General features: G+C 74.0%; 13 protein-coding genes and 2 pseudogenes. 7 read left to right on the forward strand and 8 right to left on the reverse strand.

The genetic code is table 11. The features are described 5' to 3' along the window. Positions 1-64 precede the first annotated feature (64 nt). The 3 genes and pseudogenes from AC4H2G_RS13885 to AC4H2G_RS13895 form a co-directional block, all read left to right on the forward strand. Positions 65-991, forward strand: a pseudogene (locus tag AC4H2G_RS13885) (ATP-binding protein); the annotation flags it as partial. A 105-nt stretch (positions 992-1,096) separates the two neighbouring features. Next, a pseudogene (locus AC4H2G_RS13890) lies at positions 1,097-1,408 on the forward strand (acetyl-/propionyl-CoA carboxylase subunit alpha); the annotation flags it as partial. Between the two features lie 162 nt (positions 1,409-1,570). Beyond that, positions 1,571-1,870 (forward strand): acyl-CoA carboxylase biotin carboxyl carrier protein subunit, encoded by a 300-nt coding sequence (locus AC4H2G_RS13895; protein ID WP_494366459.1) that lies wholly within the window; start codon positions 1,571-1,573, stop codon positions 1,868-1,870. Between the two features lie 29 nt (positions 1,871-1,899). On the opposite strand, the gene AC4H2G_RS13900 is transcribed toward AC4H2G_RS13895, so the two are convergent. Together AC4H2G_RS13900 and AC4H2G_RS13905 are read right to left on the reverse strand one after the other, a co-directional pair. Then, positions 1,900-3,285, reverse strand: coding sequence for an MFS transporter (locus AC4H2G_RS13900; protein ID WP_494366316.1), 1,386 nt, complete (start codon positions 3,283-3,285; stop codon positions 1,900-1,902). A gap of 120 nt (positions 3,286-3,405) precedes the next feature. Continuing rightward, on the reverse strand, positions 3,406-4,662 hold the full coding sequence (locus AC4H2G_RS13905) for an MFS transporter (RefSeq protein WP_494366317.1): 1,257 nt from the start codon (positions 4,660-4,662) through the stop codon (positions 3,406-3,408). Positions 4,663-4,782: 120 nt separating this feature from the next. Between AC4H2G_RS13905 and AC4H2G_RS13910 the strand changes: the two genes are divergently transcribed. Continuing rightward, the gene (locus AC4H2G_RS13910; protein ID WP_494366460.1) at positions 4,783-5,319 is read left to right on the forward strand and encodes an NUDIX hydrolase; all 537 of its coding nucleotides are present in this window, start codon (positions 4,783-4,785) and stop codon (positions 5,317-5,319) included. Between the two features lie 7 nt (positions 5,320-5,326). On the opposite strand, the gene AC4H2G_RS13915 is transcribed toward AC4H2G_RS13910, so the two are convergent. The 5 genes from AC4H2G_RS13915 to AC4H2G_RS13935 form a co-directional block, all read right to left on the reverse strand. After that, positions 5,327-6,394, reverse strand: coding sequence for a TIGR03842 family LLM class F420-dependent oxidoreductase (locus AC4H2G_RS13915; RefSeq protein ID WP_494366318.1), 1,068 nt, complete (start codon positions 6,392-6,394; stop codon positions 5,327-5,329). A 12-nt stretch (positions 6,395-6,406) separates the two neighbouring features. Beyond that, positions 6,407-7,843: a dihydropyrimidinase gene (gene hydA / locus AC4H2G_RS13920; protein WP_494366319.1), complete on the reverse strand. Its 1,437-nt coding sequence runs from the start codon at positions 7,841-7,843 to the stop codon at positions 6,407-6,409. Between the two features lie 58 nt (positions 7,844-7,901). Further along, the gene (locus tag AC4H2G_RS13925) at positions 7,902-8,738 is read right to left on the reverse strand and encodes a nitrilase-related carbon-nitrogen hydrolase (RefSeq protein ID WP_494366320.1); all 837 of its coding nucleotides are present in this window, start codon (positions 8,736-8,738) and stop codon (positions 7,902-7,904) included. Next, the gene (locus AC4H2G_RS13930) at positions 8,735-10,153 is read right to left on the reverse strand and encodes an aspartate aminotransferase family protein (protein ID WP_494366461.1); all 1,419 of its coding nucleotides are present in this window, start codon (positions 10,151-10,153) and stop codon (positions 8,735-8,737) included. The genes AC4H2G_RS13925 and AC4H2G_RS13930 overlap by 4 nt, the downstream gene beginning before the upstream one ends. Positions 10,154-10,241: 88 nt before the next feature. Beyond that, positions 10,242-11,852, reverse strand: coding sequence for a CoA-acylating methylmalonate-semialdehyde dehydrogenase (locus tag AC4H2G_RS13935; RefSeq protein WP_494366321.1), 1,611 nt, complete (start codon positions 11,850-11,852; stop codon positions 10,242-10,244). A gap of 145 nt (positions 11,853-11,997) precedes the next feature. On the opposite strand from AC4H2G_RS13935, the gene AC4H2G_RS13940 reads away from it, so the two are divergent. Then, a complete protein-coding gene (locus tag AC4H2G_RS13940) occupies positions 11,998-14,190 on the forward strand; it encodes an endonuclease/exonuclease/phosphatase family protein (RefSeq protein WP_494366322.1) in 2,193 nt (730 codons plus the stop codon). Between the two features lie 73 nt (positions 14,191-14,263). After that, positions 14,264-14,737, forward strand: coding sequence for a hypothetical protein (locus AC4H2G_RS13945; RefSeq protein ID WP_494366323.1), 474 nt, complete (start codon positions 14,264-14,266; stop codon positions 14,735-14,737). A gap of 78 nt (positions 14,738-14,815) precedes the next feature. Here the strand turns inward: AC4H2G_RS13945 and AC4H2G_RS13950 are convergent, their stop codons facing one another. Then, a complete protein-coding gene (locus tag AC4H2G_RS13950; RefSeq protein WP_494366324.1) occupies positions 14,816-16,267 on the reverse strand; it encodes an NAD(P)H-quinone dehydrogenase in 1,452 nt (483 codons plus the stop codon). Positions 16,268-16,396: 129 nt separating this feature from the next. Between AC4H2G_RS13950 and AC4H2G_RS13955 the strand changes: the two genes are divergently transcribed. Then, on the forward strand, positions 16,397-17,248 hold the full coding sequence (locus tag AC4H2G_RS13955; protein WP_494366325.1) for a purine-nucleoside phosphorylase: 852 nt from the start codon (positions 16,397-16,399) through the stop codon (positions 17,246-17,248). The last annotated feature ends 1 nt before the right edge of the window (position 17,249 follow it).

Consider the following 17,249-nt stretch of genomic DNA (forward strand, 5'->3'; position numbering starts at 1 on the left):
CAATCTTGTCCGGTACCGGGGGTCGGAGCGTGATCGGCGGTCCGGGCACGCGTTACCGTGAGCCGTGCCCGCGAACCCCTCCCGCCCCCTGAGCAAGGTCCTCATCGCGAACCGCGGCGAGATCGCCGTCCGGATCGCCCGCGCCTGCGCCGACGCCGGCGTCGCGTCGGTCGCGGTGTACGCCGACTCGGACCGCCAGGCCCTGCACGTGCGCGTCGCCGACGAGGCCTTCGCGCTGGGCGGCGCGCGAGCGGCCGAGACCTACCTCGACGTCGACAAGCTGCTCGACGTCGCACGCCGCTCCGGTGCCGACGCCGTCCACCCTGGCTACGGCTTCCTCGCCGAGAACGCCGGTTTCGCACAGGCGGTCATCGACGCCGGCCTCGTGTGGATCGGACCGCCTCCTGCCGCGATCGACGCGCTCGGCGACAAGGTGAGCGCGCGCCACATCGCGCAGCGCGCCGGCGCGCCGCTCGTTCCGGGCACGTCCGACCCCGTCGCGGACGCGAGCGAGGTGCATGCCTTCGCGGCCGAGCACGGCCTGCCGATCGCGATCAAGGCGGCGTTCGGCGGCGGCGGCCGTGGCCTCAAGGTCGCGCGGGTCGCCGAGGAGATCGACGAGCTCTACGAGTCCGCCGTGCGCGAGGCCGTGGCGGCGTTCGGCCGCGGCGAGTGCTTCGTCGAGCGCTACCTCGACACCCCGCGCCACGTCGAGACCCAGTGCCTCGCCGACGAGCACGGCACGGTCGTCGTGGTCTCCACGCGCGACTGCTCGCTCCAGCGGCGGCACCAGAAGCTCGTCGAGGAGGCACCCGCACCGTTCCTCACGCCCGAGCAGGAGGCCGAGCTCTACAAGGCGTCCGAGGCGATCCTGCGCGAGGCGGGCTACGTCGGCGCCGGGACCTGCGAGTTCCTCGTGGGCGCCGACGGGACCATCTCGTTCCTCGAGGTCAACACGCGACTGCAGGTCGAGCACCCCGTCTCCGAGGAGATCAGCGGCATCGACCTCGTGCGCGAGCAGCTGCGCATCGCGGCGGGCGAGCCGCTCGGCTACAGCAGCGTCGCCACGCGCGGGCACTCCATCGAGTTCCGTATCAACGGCGAGGACCCGGCCGCGAACTTCCTCCCCGCGCCGGGCCGCATCACGACCCTGCGCTTCCCGTCCGGGCCCGGCGTGCGCGTCGACTCGGGCGTCGTGGAGGGCGACACGATCTCCGGCGCGTTCGACTCGATGATCGCCAAGGTCATCGTCACCGGCGCGACGCGGCAGCAGGCCGTCGAGAGGTCGCGCCGCGCGCTGCGCGAGCTGGAGATCGAGGGCATCCCGACCGTCGTCCCGTTCCACCGCGCCGTGCTCGACGCCGAGGCGTTCGTGCCCGCGGGCGACGAGCCGTTCCGCGTGCACACGCGGTGGATCGAGACCGAGTTCGCGGACACGCTCGCGACGCTGGCTCCCACCGCCGGCGGGGCGGCGTCGGACGAGGACGCCGACGAACCCGTCGCGACGGAGCGCGTGGTCGTCGAGGTCGGCGGCAAGCGCCTCGAGGTCGTCCTCCCCGCGGGGCTCGGCATGGCCGCGGGCCGCGCCCGCACCGCCAACGCCGCGCGCCGGCCGGCCCGTCGCGCAGCGGCGCGCGCCAACGGCGGCGCGTCCGGCACCACGCTCGCCTCCCCGATGCAGGGCACGATCGTCAAGGTCGCCGTCGAGGACGGGGCACAGGTCGCCGAGGGCGACCTCGTCGTCGTGCTCGAGGCGATGAAGATGGAGCAGCCTCTGCTCGCGCACCGCGCCGGCACCGTGCGCTCCCTCGCGGCAGCCGCCGGAGCCAGCGTCAGCGCCGGGACCTCGATCTGCGAGATCGTCGACTGACCGTCGCGACCGACTCCGTCTGACGGCTGTCAGGCGGTGTCGCCGCGATCGGCGCCCACCGTCGCCGCCGGTGCGGCCGGCGGTCCGGCGGACGTCCCGTGCTGCGCCGCGGCGCGCATCGCCCGGCGCCCCGACGGGAGCGCGACGGCGATGCCGATCACGGCGAACATCAGCAGGCCGGACACCACGAGCAGCGACTCGACGGTGAAGCGGTCGGCGAGCGGGCCGAAGACGACCATGCCGAGCGGCATCGACACGGCCATGACGATCCCGACGAACCCGAACACCCGCCCCTGCCGTTCCGGGTCGACCGTCTCCTGCAGGATCGTCATCGACGTCGTCGAGAACGGCGGGACGGCCAGGCCGAGCAGGAACATGAAGGTGAAGAAGACCCACATGTTCGTGGACAGCCCCATGCCGACGGACAGGATCCCGAAGACGAAGGTCGCGCCGACCATCAGCGCGATGCGGTTCTTCAGCCGCCCGCCCCACGTCGCGAGGAGGACGCCGCCGAGCAGCATGCCCACGGAGAACGCGACCTCGTTGACGGTCAGCTTCCACACCTCCTCGCCGAACGACCGGGCGACCATGAGCGGCGTGAGGTACGACGGCGCCACGATGAGCAGGAAGATCGCCGCGTAGAGCCCGAGGACCCACCGGACAAACGCGTGCGAGCCGAGGTACCGGAACCCCTCGACGAGGTCGTCGAAGTACCCGGCACGGTCCGCCGTCGCACGGGCGTGCGCGAGCGTCGGCACGGGGACGAGCAGGAGCAGCGCGATGCCGATCGCGGCGGTCACGACGTCGACGAAGAACACCGCGACGATCGACGCGCTCGCGTAGACCGCGGCCGCGACGGCCGGGGCGAGGAGCATCATCGCGGACTGGATCGACTGGTTGATGCCGTTGACGCGCAGGAGCTTGCTCGTCGGGACGATCTGCGGCAGGAGCGCGGCGACGGCCGGGGTCTGGATGCCGGCCCCGGTCGAGCGGATCGCGAGCGCGGCGTAGATGAGCCAGAGGTCGTCGGCCCCGCCGAGCATGAGCAGGGCGAGCGCGAGCGTCGTGAGGGCGATCGTCGCGTCGGCGGCGACGATGAGCACCTTGCGGTTGACGCGGTCGGCCCACACGCCGCCGAAGACCGAGACGACGGCTTGCGGGAGGAAGCCGAAGAGCGTGCTCAGCGCGAGCACGGACCCGGACTTCGTCTCGATCGTCAGGTGCCACATGACCGCGTACTGAACGAGCATCGACCCGAACAGAGAGACGGTCTGACCGGAGAGGAAGACCGTGGCGTCGCGCCGCCACCGGGGCAGGGCCGCGACGTCGTCCGGCGTACCGCCGGATGCGGGCGAGGAGGTGTCGGTCGGGATCTCGCCGGTCGGCGCGTCGTTCTCGTACGGCGTATGGCTCACCCGGACATCCTCACCCGAGCCACCGACACGGGTCCATGACTTTCCGCTACGGGCCGACCATGCCCTCCTGAGCGTCGAGCATGCGACCCCGGCCCGTCCGAGCGCGCGGACGGGCCGGGATCACCTGGTCGGCGCGGCGGGGGCGTCGGGGTCGACCTCGCCGGCGTGGGCCACGTTCGTCAGCTGGCGCCACACGAGCGCCAGCGTGAGCCCGGCGCCGGCGAACGCGAACCAGAACGGCGCGGTGATCCCCCACGTCTCGGCGAGGATCCCGCCGAGAAGCTGCCCGATCGCGATGCCGCCGTAGACGCACACCATGTAGGCGGCGGAGACGCGCCCCTGGAGCTCGGTCGGGACCGCGCGCTGGCGCACCGTGCTCGAGACCGTGCCCCACACGAACGCGTAGAGCCCGAACACGACCATGATCCCCATCGCGACCCCGCCGGAGGTCGTCACGGCGAGCGCCGCGTGCATGAGGACCTCGAGCGTGAGGCACACGCGCATGAGGGTCGCGAGACTCACGTGGCGCTCGAGCCAGCCGTAGATCCCGATCGCGACGACCCCGCCGACGGCGGACGCGGTCGTGAGGAGACCGAAGCCGACCTCGTCCATGTGCAGGTGGTCGATCGCGTACTTCACGAGCACCGCGCCGGGTGCCGCCCACGTGATGTTGAACGCGAGGATGACGAGCGCGAGCGTGCGCACCGGCGCGTTGCCGAGGATCCAGCGCACGCCCTCGGCGATGTCCTGGCGCACGTGCGTACGACCCTCACGGACCGGGCCGGGCGTCGTCGCGATGCGCGCGACGAGCAGCACCGCGAGAAGGATGCTCACCCCCTGCGCGACGAACGGGAAGGCCATGCCCGCCGCGAAGAGGAACGCCCCGACGGGCGGCCCGACGAGCTGGTTGCCCACGAGGAAGCCCGCCTGCAGGCGGGCGTTGCCGGTGCCGAGGTCCTTGCGGTCGACGAGCATCGGCAGGAGCGTGCTCGCGGTCGTGTCGACGAAGACCTCGGCGGTGCCGAGGCAGAACAGCGCGCCGAGCACGACGGCGATGCTCACGTTCCCCGTGGCCACGAACACGCACAGCACGCCGACGACCCCTGCGCGCACGAGGTTCGCGCCGACGACGAGGAGACGGCGGTCGACCCGGTCGGCGACGGCGCCGGCCCAGAGCCCGAACAGGAGCCACGGCAGGCGCTGGACGAGCGCGGCGAACGCGACGAGGAACGCGGAGTCCGTCTGGGACTGCACGAGGAGCGGGCCGGCGGCGAGCGCGATCCCGTCGCCGATGTTGCTCGTCCACGACGACCCGACGAGCCAGCGGAAGCTGGTCCCCATGCGCCGCGGCACGACGGCGTCCACGACCCTGCCCACGCCCCGTCGTCCGCTCACAAGCGGGAGATCCTACGTGCCCCGGGCGACGACCGCGGCACGCCGCAGTCGGGACGCTCGCGGGTCCCGCCCGCCCTCTCCTGGCAGCATGGCCCCGTGACGATCCCCACCGCCCCCCGCGACCCGGGCGACCCCGCGCCGCGCCTCCCCCGCCACCTGCAGCCCGGCGACGGGTGGGTCGAGTGCGCGTGCGGTCGGCGCCACTGGGGCTTGTTCGGCGCCGCCGGGCTGCTCCTCGCGCGGCGCGGCGACGACGGCCGGGCGACCGACGTCGTGCTGCAGCACCGCGCGCCGTGGAGCGACCAGGGCGGGACGTGGGGCGTGCCGGGCGGCGCCGTCGGGCCGGACGAGACGCCCGAGCAGGGCGCCCTGCGCGAGGCGCACGAGGAGGCGGGGATCGACGCGGGCACGGTGCGGGTTCTCGGCGAGCGCGTCCTCGACCACGGGCCGTGGCGCTACTCGACCGTCGTCGCCGAGCTGGCGGACGGTGCCGACCTCGCGCCGACCGCGACCGACGCGGAGAGCGTCGAGGTGCGGTGGGTCCCGGTCGACGACGTCGCCGGGCTCCCCCTGCACCCCGCCTTCGCCGACGCCTGGCCTGCCCTGCGCGCACTGCTCGACGGCGCGCCGCCCGCCTGACCGGCGCCTAGTCCCGGGTGCGCGCCAGGTCGCGGACGGCCGGGCCGATCGTCTCGCCGTACGCGCGCAGGGTCTCGTCCTTCGCGTCGTGCTGGAGGTAGACCGCGAACTGGTCGACGCCGAGCGCGGCGAGCTCGCGCAGGCGCTCGACGTGCCGCTCGGGCGGGCCGACCAGGCAGAACCGGTCGACGATCTCGTCCGAGACGAACGCGGTGTGCGTGTTCCCGGCGCGCCCGTGCTCGTTGTAGTCGTACCCCTCGCGCCCGGCGACGAACGCCGTGAGCGCCTCCGGGATCGACACCCCCGCGGACTCCTCCGTGCCACCAGGCCCGTAGCGCGCGACGATCTCGGCGACGTGGTTCCCGACCATCCCCCCGAACCAGCGGCACTGGTCGTACGCATGGGCGAGCGCCCGTCCGGGCTGCCCGTCCGACGACGCCCCGTCCGTCACGTACGCGGGCGCGGCGACGCAGATGCTCACCGCGTCGGGGTCGCGGCCCGCGCGCTCGGCCGCCGCGCGCACGGCCGCGACGGACCACGCGACGACGTCCGGGTCGGCGAGCTGGAGGATGAACCCGTCGCCGACCTCGCCCGTGAGCGCGAGCGCCTTCGGCCCGTAGGCCGCGACCCACACGGGCAGCCGCGAGCCGGGGTTCCACGGCAGGCGCAGCGTCGAGCCGCGGTACTCGACGGACTCGCCCGACGCGAGGCCACGGATGACGTGGACCGCCTCGCGGAGCTCGGCGAGGGTCACGGGGCGTCCGTTGATGACGCGCACCGCGGAGTCGCCGCGCCCGATCCCGCAGATCGTCCGGTTGCCGAACATCTCGTTGAGCGTCGCGAAGAGCGACGCGGTGACGGTCACGTCGCGCGTCGCGGGGTTGGTCACCATCGGCCCGACGGTCACGCGGTGCGTGGCGGAGAGGATCTGGGAGTACACGACGAACGGTTCCTCCCACAGCAGGTGCGAGTCGAACGTCCACACATGGCTGAACCCGTACGTCTCCGCCTGCCGCGCGAGGTCGACGACCCGCCACGCGGGCGGGTCGTTCTGCAGCACCACTCCCAGGTCCACGTGACTCCTCCCTCAGCGCACGTACGCCGACAGCCCGCGCTTCAGGAACTGCCCGTGACCGGGGCTCCCGTGGTACGCGCCATCCTCCACGAGCACGCGGCCGCGGGACATGACGACGTCGACGTGGCCGTCGATCTCGAACCCCTCCCACGCCGAGTGGTCCATGTTCATGTGGTGGGTGGCGTCGTGCCCGATCGACGTGTGCCCCGCCGGGTCGTAGACGACGACGTCGGCGTCCGCGCCCGGCGCGAGCACGCCCTTGCGGCCGTCGAGGCCGAACATGCGCGCCGGCGTCGTGCAGCACAGCTCGACCCAGCGCTCGCGCGAGATCTTCCCGTCGACGACGCCCTGGTAGAGCAGGTTCAGCCGGTGCTCGACGCCGCCTATCCCGTTGGGGATCTTCGAGAAGTCTCCGCGGCCGAGCTCCTTCTGCTCCTTCATGCAGAACGGGCAGTGGTCGGTGCTCACGACCGACAGGTCCCCCGTGCGCAGGTAGCGCCACAGCTCGTCCTGGTGGCCCTCGGCGCGCGAGCGCAGCGGCGTCGAGCACACCCACTTCGCGCCCTCGAAGTCACCCCACTCCTCGCTGCGGGCCGCGAGCTGCTCCTCGAGCGACAGGTAGAGGTACTGCGGGCACGTCTCGCCGAACACGTCGAGCCCCTCGTCGCGGGCTCGCGCCAGCGTCTCGACGGCCTGCTTCGCCGACATGTGCACGACGTACAGCGGCGCACCGGTCAGCCGCGCGAGCATGATCGCGCGGTGCGTCGCCTCCTCCTCGGTCTCCCACGGGCGCGTCGTGCCGTGGAAGAACGGCGCGGTGTCGCCGCGGTCGAGCGCCTGGCGCACGAGCACGTCGATCGCGATGCCGTTCTCGGCGTGCATCATGACCACCGACCCGTTGTCGCGCGCCTTCTGCATCGCGCGCAGGATCTGCCCGTCGTCGCTGTAGAACACGCCCGGGTAGGCCATGAAGAGCTTGAAGCTCGTGATCCCCTCGCCGACGAGCTCGTCCATCGCCTTGAGGGCGTCGTCGTCGACGCCGCCGAGGATCTGGTGGAAGCCGTAGTCGACGGCGCACTGCCCGGCCGCCTTCTCGTGCCACGCGGCGAGGCCGTCCTGGACGCGCTCCCCGGTGCGCTGGACCGCGAAGTCGACGATCGTCGTCGTGCCGCCCCAGGCCGCGGCGCGCGTCCCGGTCTCGAACGTGTCCGAGGCTGCCGTTCCCCCGAACGGCAGCTCCATGTGCGTGTGGCAGTCGACGGCGCCCGGGATGACGTACTTGCCCGTCGCGTCGACCACGCGCTCCGCGTTCGCGGCGAGGTCCGCGCCGAGGCTCGTGTCCCCGGGCCGCAGCAGCGCGGCGACCTGCTCGCCGTCGACGAGCACGTCGGCGAGCGTCGAGCCCGTGGGCCCGACGACGGTCCCTCCCCGGATCAGCGTGTGCGGCATCGTCGTGGTCCTCCTCCAGGTGCGGACGGTGCGGTGGGCGCGCAGGCCAGGCCTGGCCTCACGGCCGGGTGAGGTCGTCGTACGCGTCGGGCCGGCGGTCGCGGTAGAACTGCCAGCGGTCGCGCACGACCCGGAGCAGGTCGAGGTCCAGGTCCCGCACGACGAGCTCCTCCTCGTAGGCGTCGGCCGGGTCCCCGACGAACGAGCCCTCGGGGTCCACGAAGTACGACGTGCCGTAGAAGTCGTCGTCGCCGAGCTCCTCGACGCCCACGCGGTTGATCGCGCCGACGTAGTACTCGTTCGCGACCGCCGCGGCCGGCTGCTCGAGCCGCCACAGGTAGTTCGACAGCCCGCGGCTCGTCGCGCTGGGGTTGAGCACGATCTCCGCACCGTTGAGCCCGAGCGCGCGCCACCCCTCGGGGAAGTGCCGGTCGTAGCAGATGTAGACGCCGACGCGCCCGACCGCGGTGTCGAACACCGGGTAGCCGAGGTTGCCGGGCCGGAAGTAGAACTTCTCCCAGAACCCGCGCACGTGCGGGATGTGGGTCTTGCGGTACTTGCCGAGGTAGCGCCCGTCGGCGTCGATCACGGCGGCCGTGTTGTAGAGGACGCCGGGCTGCTCCTCCTCGTACACCGGCAGCACGACGACGGTCCCGAGCTCGGCCGCGAGCGCCGAGAACCGTTCGACGGTCGGCCCGGGGACGGACTCGGCGTACGCGTAGTACGCGGCGTCCTGCACCTGGCAGAAGTACGGGCCGTAGAACAGCTCCTGGAAGCACACGAGCCGCGCGCCCTGGGCGGCGGCGTCGCGCAGGTGCTTCTCGTGGACGTCGATCATCGACTCCTTGTCGCCGGTCCAGCGGACCTGCGTGAGTGCGGCGCGCACGGTGGTCATGACCCCTCCTTCGTCCTGGGCTTCCCGATGTGGTCGTCGGCGACGTCGAGCGCCGCGTCGATCGCGGCGAGGCCGTGCTCGAGGTCGTCGGCGGACGTGACGAGCGGTGGTGCGACGTGCAGGCGGTTGAAGTGGACGAACGGCCAGACGCCGCGCTCCTTGACCGCGGCGACCACCGCTGCCATGGGAGCGGCGGCCTGTCCGCTCGCGTTGAACGGGACGAAGGGCTCGCGCGTCTCCTGGTCGCGCACGAGCTCGACGGCCCAGAAGAACCCGAGCCCGCGCACCTCGCCGACGCTGGAGTGGCGGGCCGCGATCTCGCGCAGCCGCGGGCCGATCAGGTCGTCGCCGAGGCGGCGGACCCGCTCGAGGATCCCGTCGTCCTCGACCGTGCGGATCGACTCGACCGCGACGGCGCACGCGAGCGGGTGACCGGAGTAGGTGAGCCCGCCCGGGAACACGCGGTCGTCGAACGTCCGCGCGACGTGCTCGGCGATGAGCACGCCGCCCAGCGGCACGTACCCCGAGTTGACGCCCTTGGCGAAGGTCACGAGATCGGGCACGACACCCCACCGGTCGATCGCGAACCACTCCCCGACCCGGCCGAACCCCACCATGACCTCGTCGGCGACCAGCAGGATCCCGTGCTCGTCGCACAGCGCGCGCACGCCCGCGAGGTAGCCGTCGGGCGGGACCAGCACGCCGTTCGTGCCGACGATCGTCTCGAGGAGGATCGCCGCGATCGTCCCGGGCCCCTCGAGGGTGACGACCTCGCGCAGGTGCGCGAGCGCGCGCTCGCCCTCCTCGACGTCGTCGTGCGCGCCGAACGCCGAGCGGTAGGTGTACGGGCCGAGGAAGTGGCGCACCTGCGGGTCGGGCGCGACCTCGTTCGGCCAGCGCCGCGGGTCGCCGGTGAGGGTGATCGCCGTGGCGGTGTTCCCGTGGTACGACCGGTACGCGGAGAGCACCTTGGCGCGGCCCGTGTGCAGGCGCGCGAGCCGCACCGCGTTCTCGACGGCGTCCGCGCCGCCGTTCGTGAAGAACACGCGCCACCGCCGGTCGTCCGACGCGTCGCTGCCCGGCGAGCCCGCCGAGCCCGCCGCGCCCGGCGCGCCCGGCGCGCGCTCGACGATCAGCCGCGCGAGCTCGCCTCGCACGTCGTTGGCGAACGTCGGGCCGACGGTCGCGAGCCGCCCGGCCTGCGCCTGGATCGCGGCGACGAGACGCGGGTGCTGATGACCCAGGTTGAGGTTCACGAGCTGCGACGCGAAGTCGAGGTAGCGGTTGCCGTCCTCGTCCCAGAACCAGGCGCCCTCGCCGCCGGCGACGGGCAGCGGTGAGATCGCGCCCTGCGCGGACCACGAGTGGAAGACGTACCGGTCGTCGGCGCGCGTGCGCGAGGCGGGCCGCGTCATCGCCCCCTGCGCGAGGTCCTCCGTCGTCACGCGTCCTCCTCTCGTCCGGGTTCCGTCAGCGTGGTCAGGATCGTGCGGCCCGGTCCCGTCACCGCGTCCGGGGGAAGCCGAGGTCGACCGCCGACGTCGCGGGGTCGGGCCAGCGCGTCGTGACGACCTTCGTGCGCGTGTAGAACTGGACGCTCTCGGGTCCGTAGACGTGCAGGTCGCCGAACAGCGAGCTCTTCCACCCGCCGAACGAGTAGTAGCCGACGGGCACCGGGATGGGGACGTTCACGCCGATCATGCCCGCGTGCGCGTCGACCTCGAACGCACGGGCCGCACCGCCGTCGCGCGTGAAGATCGCCGCGCCGTTGCCGTACGGGTTGTCGTTGACGAGCCCGACCGCCTCGTCGTAGGTGTCCGCGCGGACGACGGACAGCACGGGCCCGAAGATCTCCTCGCGGTACACCGTGTGCTCGGGCCGCACGTGGTCCACGAGCGTCGGGTGCAGGAAGAAACCCGCCGCCAGGTCGGCGTCCGGCGCGTGCCGCCCGTCGACGACGAGCGTCGCGCCCTCCGCCTCGGCCGTCGCCACGCGCGCGGCGACGCGATCGCGGTGCTCCGCGGTGATGAGCGGTCCCATCTGCGAGGCGGGGTCGTCACCGGGCCCGACGACGAGGCGCGCCACACGCTCCCGGATCGCCTCGACCAGGGGGTCGGCCACCGCGCCGACGGCGACGAGCACGGACACCGCCATGCACCGCTCCCCCGCCGACCCGTACGCCGCAGAGACTGCCGCGTCGGCGGCGACGTCCACGTCGGCGTCGGGCAGGACGACCATGTGGTTCTTGGCTCCACCGAGCGCCTGGACCCGCTTGCCGTGCCGCGTCGCGGTCTCGTAGACGTGGCGTGCGACGGGCGTCGACCCCACGAAGCTCACGGCCTCGACGTCGGGGTGCTCGAGCAGCCGCTCGACGGCGACGCGGTCGCCCTGCACCACGTTCACCACGCCGTCGGGCAGCCCCGCCTCCTGGAGCAGCCGGGCGACGACGAGCGACGCCGACGGGTCGCGCTCGCTCGGCTTGAGCACGACCGTGTTCCCGCACGCGATCGCGTTGGGGATCATCCACAGCGGCACCATGGCGGGGAAGTTGAACGGCGTGATGCACGCGACGACCCCGAGGGGCTGCTTCACCTCGTGCACGTCGACGCCCGCGGACGCCTGCTCGGTGTACCCGCCCTTGAGGAGCTGCCCGATGCCGCACGCGAACTCGACGCACTCCAGCGCGCGGGCGACCTCGCCCGCGGCGTCGGAGAGCACCTTCCCGTGCTCGGCGCTCACGACGGCCGCGATCTCCTCCCGGTGCTCCACGAGGAGCTGGTGGAACGCGAAGAGGATCTCGACGCGGCGCGACACGCTCGTCGCGCGCCAGGCACCGAACGCCTCGCGGGCGGCCGCGACCGCGGCGTCGACGTCGACGTCGGACGCGAGCGCCACGCGGCCCGAGACGGTCCCGCGGGCGGGGTCGTGCACCGGGGCGTGCCGGGCGGCGGCCGTGCGCAGCGCGCCGCCGACCCAGTGCCCGACGACGCGCGGCGGCTCGGGAGCGCCCGCAGGCCGGGTGCCGGTCTCGTCGCTGTCCACGGCAGTGGTGCCTGGCGCGGCGGGAATCCTCGTGGCGCTCGTGGCGCCCGCCGTTCGCGTGGTCCGATCCATCGTCGCCTCCTCGCGCGCCGAGGTGGTGGCGCGCCGTCGCAGCCGATCACCCAGTGTGGCACGGAACACACAGCGGCACCGGGCGGCACGTGGCGGAGGGCTTCGAGCGTCGCGCAGCCGACGGCGCCCCGGTACCTTCGGACCCGTGAGCGCAGCGCCGCAGTCTCCCCCGGACCGTGCCGTCCTCGTCCTGCTCGTGCTCGTCACGGCGCTCGTCGTCGAGCTGGTCCGGTCGAGCGGGCCTTTGCTGGACCACGCGTTCGCCGCGGGGATCACGACCGTCGCGCTCACGGCGCTCGCGACCTACGCCGCCCCCGGCGTCCTCGTCGTGATGATCGCGGCCCGGCTCGAGATCACGGGCAAGGTCGTGCTGCTCGCGGTGGCCTCCCTCGTCGTCGCGCGGCTCGCGCTCCAGGGCCTCGGCACCGCGATCGCCTCCGGGGCAGACCTCGGCGTGGTGCGCTACGGCGTCGGGCTCGCGACGGTCGCCCTGGGAATCGCCGCCCTGGTGATCGTCGCCGCGTTCGCGAGCGGCACGCGCTCCGGGCCTGCGGACGCCGTGACCGGGACGACGGCCGCCGTCACCGGGACGACGGACGGGGCGCCTCGTCCCCCGGGCCCTCACGCGGGGGGCGCTCCCCCGGACGACCGCGCGCGCGGCGGTCTCGTCGCTCTCGGCGTCACGCTCGGCGCGCTGCTCGCCGCGGCGCTCAGCGCCGTCCTCGGCACCTGGGACGCCTACTGGCGCGGCGGGCCCCTCGCCTGGGGACTCACGGTCGCGGTCGGGCTCGGGGCGCTCGCGTGCGCGTGGGTCGTGCGTGACCGCGCCGCGTGGCCCGGCGCCCGGGGGCTCTGGCTGCTGGGACCGTTCCTCGCGCTCGTCGTGCAGGCGCTCGTGAACCCGGCGTTCGTCGCCTCGCAGTCCGGCGTCGCGCTCGCCCCGGCGGTCGCGGCGCTCGCCGTGGCCGCGCTCCTGACGGCGTGGTCCGTGCCGCGAACCGTGCGCGCCGTCCGAGCCGCCCGAGCCGTCCGAGCCGGTCCAGGAACGGGGGGCGCCCGGTGGCTCGCCGCCGTCTGGGGGCCACCGGTAGTGCTCGTCGGGGGCGTCGCGGTCGTCTTCCTCGCCGTCCCGCGCCTCGACGGTCCCGGCACGGTCGGCGGCTGGTCGCTCGTCGTGCTTCTCACGCTCCTCGTGCCCGCCTCCGCCGCCACCCTCGCGCTGTGCCTCGACCGACCCGCACGCGACGTCACGTGGTTGCGCCTCGCGGGTGCGGCCACGCTCGCCGGGCTGGGCGTGGCGCTCCCGATCCTCGGATACCAGATCGACTACGACGTGCCGCTCCCGTTCCGCAACGGCTGGGTGCCGGTCGGCGCGGCCGCGGTCCTCGCGGCGGTCGCCGTCGTCACCGCGTACCGCACCGCACGTGCCGCGAGCGCCGCCTCCGCGGGGTCCGCCGTCCCCACCGGGGGCACGTCCTCCGCGGGCCCGCAGCCGGGCGACCGCGAGAGCAGCGGTGTGCGGACGGGAACGCTCGTCGCCGTCGCGGGCGCCGTCGGCGCGCTGGTGCTCGTCGGGACGACGCAGGTGCTCGCCCCGACGTCCGGCGCCTCGGCCGACCGTCCGCCGGGAACCCTGCGCGTGCTGGGCTGGAATTTGCACTACGGCGTGAGCGCCGACCCCGCGGTCCGCCTCGACGAGGTCGTGGCGACGATCGAGGACTCGGGGGCAGACGTCGTCGCGCTCCAGGAGGTCTCGCGCGGCTGGGTGCTCGGCGGCGGGGCGGACATGGCGTCCTACCTCGCGCGCGAGACCGGCATGCGGTTCGTCGCCGCGCCGGCTGCCGACCGCCAGTTCCTCAACGTCCTCCTCTGGGACCCGTCCCTCGGCGAGCTCGCCGACGTCGAGCGACACGAGCTGCCGTTCGGCGCGGGCCCGCAGCAGCGGTCCGCGGTGTCCGCGACCGTCGACGCGGGCGGCGTGCCCGTGCGCGTCACGTCGGTCCACCTCCAGCACCGCGAGGAGAACACCCCCACGCGCCTCGACCAGCTCGACGCGCTCCTCGCGGCGGAGCCGGTCGAGGGCGCGTACGTCCTGGCCGGAGACCTCAACGCCGAGCCGGGGTGGGACGAGATCATGCTCCTCGAGGACCAGGGCCTGGAGAGCGGGCAGGACGTCGCGGGCGACCCCGAGGCGCTCACCTCACCGGCACTCGCCCCGGCGCACCGCATCGACTGGGTCTTCGGGTCGGCGCCCGTGACGTTCCGCTCGTTCGAGGTGCTCGACGTCACGGCGTCCGACCATCGCCCGCTGCTCACCGAGATCCGCGCCACGGGCTGAGCGCCACGGGCTGAGCGCGACGGACGCCGACCCTGGCCCCGCGAGCGCGGTGCGGTCGGGTTAGGGTCGGCCGGTGCGTATCGAGCTGACCGTGACCGAGGCCGTCGAGCTCGCGCGTGCGTCCGGGGCGCTGCCCCCGTTCGTGCGCTCGGTGACCGGCGAGGGCGACGACGTGCGCGTCGTCATCGACCTGCGCGAGGTGCCGGACCCGCCGTCGGCGCTGCGGCTCGCAGCGCGGCTGGTCCCCGTCGTCCGCGGGACGCTGCGCGTCGAGTCGTTCGTCGCGGGGACGGCGGTCGTCGCCGTCGAGGCGACCGCGGCCGGGCTCCCCGCGCACAAGCTGCTCGGCATGGCCGAGGGCCCGCTCCAGGGCGCGCTGCGGTCGAAGGGTCTGCCGGCGGACGCGGTCCGCGTCCTGCCCGACGCGCGGCTCGCGCTCGACGTGCAGGCCCTCCTCGCCGCCGGTCTCGCCGGGACGCTGCCCGGCCTCGAGATCACCGACCTCGCCTACGCCGACGGGACGCTGCGGGCCGAGGCCCGGCTGTAGCGCGCGGCTTTGACGCGGCTGTAGCCGCCAGGCTCCGCCGAGGGCGCCGCGACGCGACGCAGTCCCTGGCCCGCAGGCTCAGTCCTCGCGGTGGTGCAGCATGCGCGCCACCTCGGCGATCGACCCCGAGAGCGACGGATACACCGTGAAGGCGGACGCGACGTCGTCCACGGTGAGGCGGTGGGACACCGCGAGCGTGATGGGGAAGATCAGCTCGCTCGCGCGGGGCGCGACGACGACGCCGCCCAGCACGACCCCCGCCTCCGGGTGCGCGAAGAGCTTGACGAAGCCGTCGCGCATGCCGAGCATCTTCGCGCGCGGGTTGCGGGCGAGCGGGAGCGTCGCCGTGACGTACTTGCTGCTCTGGGCCTTGAGCTGCTCCTCGCTGTACCCGACGGTCGCGATCTCGGGCGCGGTGAAGATGTTCGCCGCGACCGTGCGGAGCTTGATGGGTGCGACGGCGTCGCCGAGCGCGTGCGACATCGCGACGCGGCCCTGCATCGCCGCGACGGAGGCGAGGGGCAGGACGCCGGTGCAGTCGCCGGCCGCGTAGACCCCGCGCGCCGTCGTGCGCGACACCTTGTCGACCTCGACGTGCCCGCTCGGCGCGAGGCGCACCCCGGCCTCCTCCAGCCCGACACCCTGCGTCGAGGGGACCGACCCGACCGCGAGCAGCACGTGCGAGCCGGTGATCACGCGACCGTCGGCGAGCGTCACCTCGACGCCGTCGGCCGTGCGGACCGCGGACTCGGCCCGCGAGCGCGACATGACGGTCATGCCGCGGGACCGGAAGACGCCCTCGAGGAGCTCCGCGGCGTCGGCGTCCTCGCCGGGGAGCACGCGGTCGCGGCTCGACACGAGCACGACGTCCGAGCCCAGCGCGTTGTACGCGCCCGCGAACTCGGCGCCGGTGACGCCCGACCCGACGACGATGAGCCGCTCGGGGAGCTCCGTGAGGCGGTAGAGCTGCGTCCACGTGAGGATGCGCTCGCCGTCGGGCTGCGCGGTGGGCAGCGTGCGCGGCGTGGAGCCCAGCGCGAGGAGGACCACGTCGGCGTCGAGGGCGAGGTCCGTGCCCGCGCCGTCAGCGCCGTCGACGACGACGCGCGACGGGCCGTCGAGCCGGCCGGTCCCCGTGACGACGCGCACGCCCTCGCGCTCGAGGCGCGCGCGGATGTCCGCGGACTGCGCGGCGGCGAGCGCCATGACGCGCGTGTTGACGGCGTCGAGGTCGACGATGTGGCGGCGCATCGCCGGGTGCTGCGCCTTGGCCGTGTCGACCGGGAGGCGGATGCCGAGGTCGGCGGCACGCTCGGCGATCGTCATCCAGTCGGCGGTCGCGATGAGGGTCTTCGACGGGACGACGTCCGTGAGGACGGCCGCGCCACCCATGCCCTGGCGCTCGACGACCGTGACGTCTCCCCCGAGCCTGCGGGCGACGAGCGCCGCCTCGTACCCGCCGGGTCCACCTCCCACGACGACGATCCGGGTGGCCTGACGGTCGAGGGTCTCGTGGGTCACGCGGCCCATTCTGACAGGCCGGAGCGGCGACGCGTGTCACGATGCGAGACGGGCTGCCGGGGAAGCGCCTCCGCGCCCCGACCGCCCTGGCACCCGCACCCCAGGTCGCAGCGCCGCGGGAGGACTAGCCTTGCCACCATGACGACGACGCCCACGAGCACACCCTCGCTCGACGACCCGAGCACCGATCCCTTCGTCGTGGCGCGGGCCGCCGCGGACCACATCGCCGAGGCGACCGGGGTCGACGGCCACGACATGGCGCTCGTGCTCGGCTCGGGCTGGGGCGGGGCCGCGGAGCTGCTGGGCGACGTCGTGGCCGAGATCCCGACCGCCGAGATCCCCGGCTTCTCCGCGACCGCGGTCGTCGGACACCTGTCCGTGACGCGCTCGATCCGCGTCGAGCGCGCGGACGGCTCCGTGCGTCATGCGCTGGTCATCGGCTCGCGGACGCACCTGTACGAGGGCAAGGGCGTGCGCGCCGTCGTGCACGGGGTCCGCACCGCCGCCGCGACGGGGGCGGAAACCCTGATCCTCACGAACGGGTGCGGCGGTCTGAACACGGACTGGCCCGCCGGGACCCCCGTCCTGCTCTCCGACCACCTCAACCTGACGGGCCGGAGCCCGCTCGAGGGGCCGACGTTCGTCGACCTCACCGACGTGTACTCCCCGCGCCTGCGCGAGCTCGCGCGCCGCGTCGACCCGAGCCTCGCCGAGGGCGTCTACGCCCAGTTCCCCGGGCCGCACTACGAGACGCCGGCCGAGGTCCGCATGGCACGGGCGATCGGGGCGGACCTCGTGGGCATGTCCACGACGATCGAGGCCATCGCCGCGCGGCACTGCGGCCTCGACGTGCTCGGCATCTCGCTCGTGACGAACCTCGCGGCGGGCATCAGCCCGACGCCGCTCTCCCACGCGGAGGTCATCGAGGCCGGCCAGGCCGCGGGGCCCCGTATCAGCGCCCTCCTGGCCGACATCGCGAAGCTGGTGTGAC

The organism is Cellulosimicrobium sp. BMG9.23 (assembly GCF_059159985.1).

Bases quoted from the DNA above. Each gene is read 5' to 3' on its own strand.
- AC4H2G_RS13895 (WP_494366459.1), top strand. From the start codon at position 1,571: ATGGCCGCGGGCCGCGCCCGCACCGCCAACGCCGCGCGCCGGCCGGCC.
- hydA (WP_494366319.1), bottom strand. From the start codon at position 7,843: ATGCCGCACACGCTGATCCGGGGAGGGACCGTCGTCGGGCCCACGGGC.
- AC4H2G_RS13925 (WP_494366320.1), bottom strand. From the start codon at position 8,738: ATGACCACCGTGCGCGCCGCACTCACGCAGGTCCGCTGGACCGGCGAC.
- AC4H2G_RS13930 (WP_494366461.1), bottom strand. From the start codon at position 10,153: ATGACGCGGCCCGCCTCGCGCACGCGCGCCGACGACCGGTACGTCTTC.
- AC4H2G_RS13935 (WP_494366321.1), bottom strand. From the start codon at position 11,852: ATGGATCGGACCACGCGAACGGCGGGCGCCACGAGCGCCACGAGGATT.
- AC4H2G_RS13950 (WP_494366324.1), bottom strand. From the start codon at position 16,267: ATGGGCCGCGTGACCCACGAGACCCTCGACCGTCAGGCCACCCGGATC.
- AC4H2G_RS13955 (WP_494366325.1), top strand. From the start codon at position 16,397: ATGACGACGACGCCCACGAGCACACCCTCGCTCGACGACCCGAGCACC.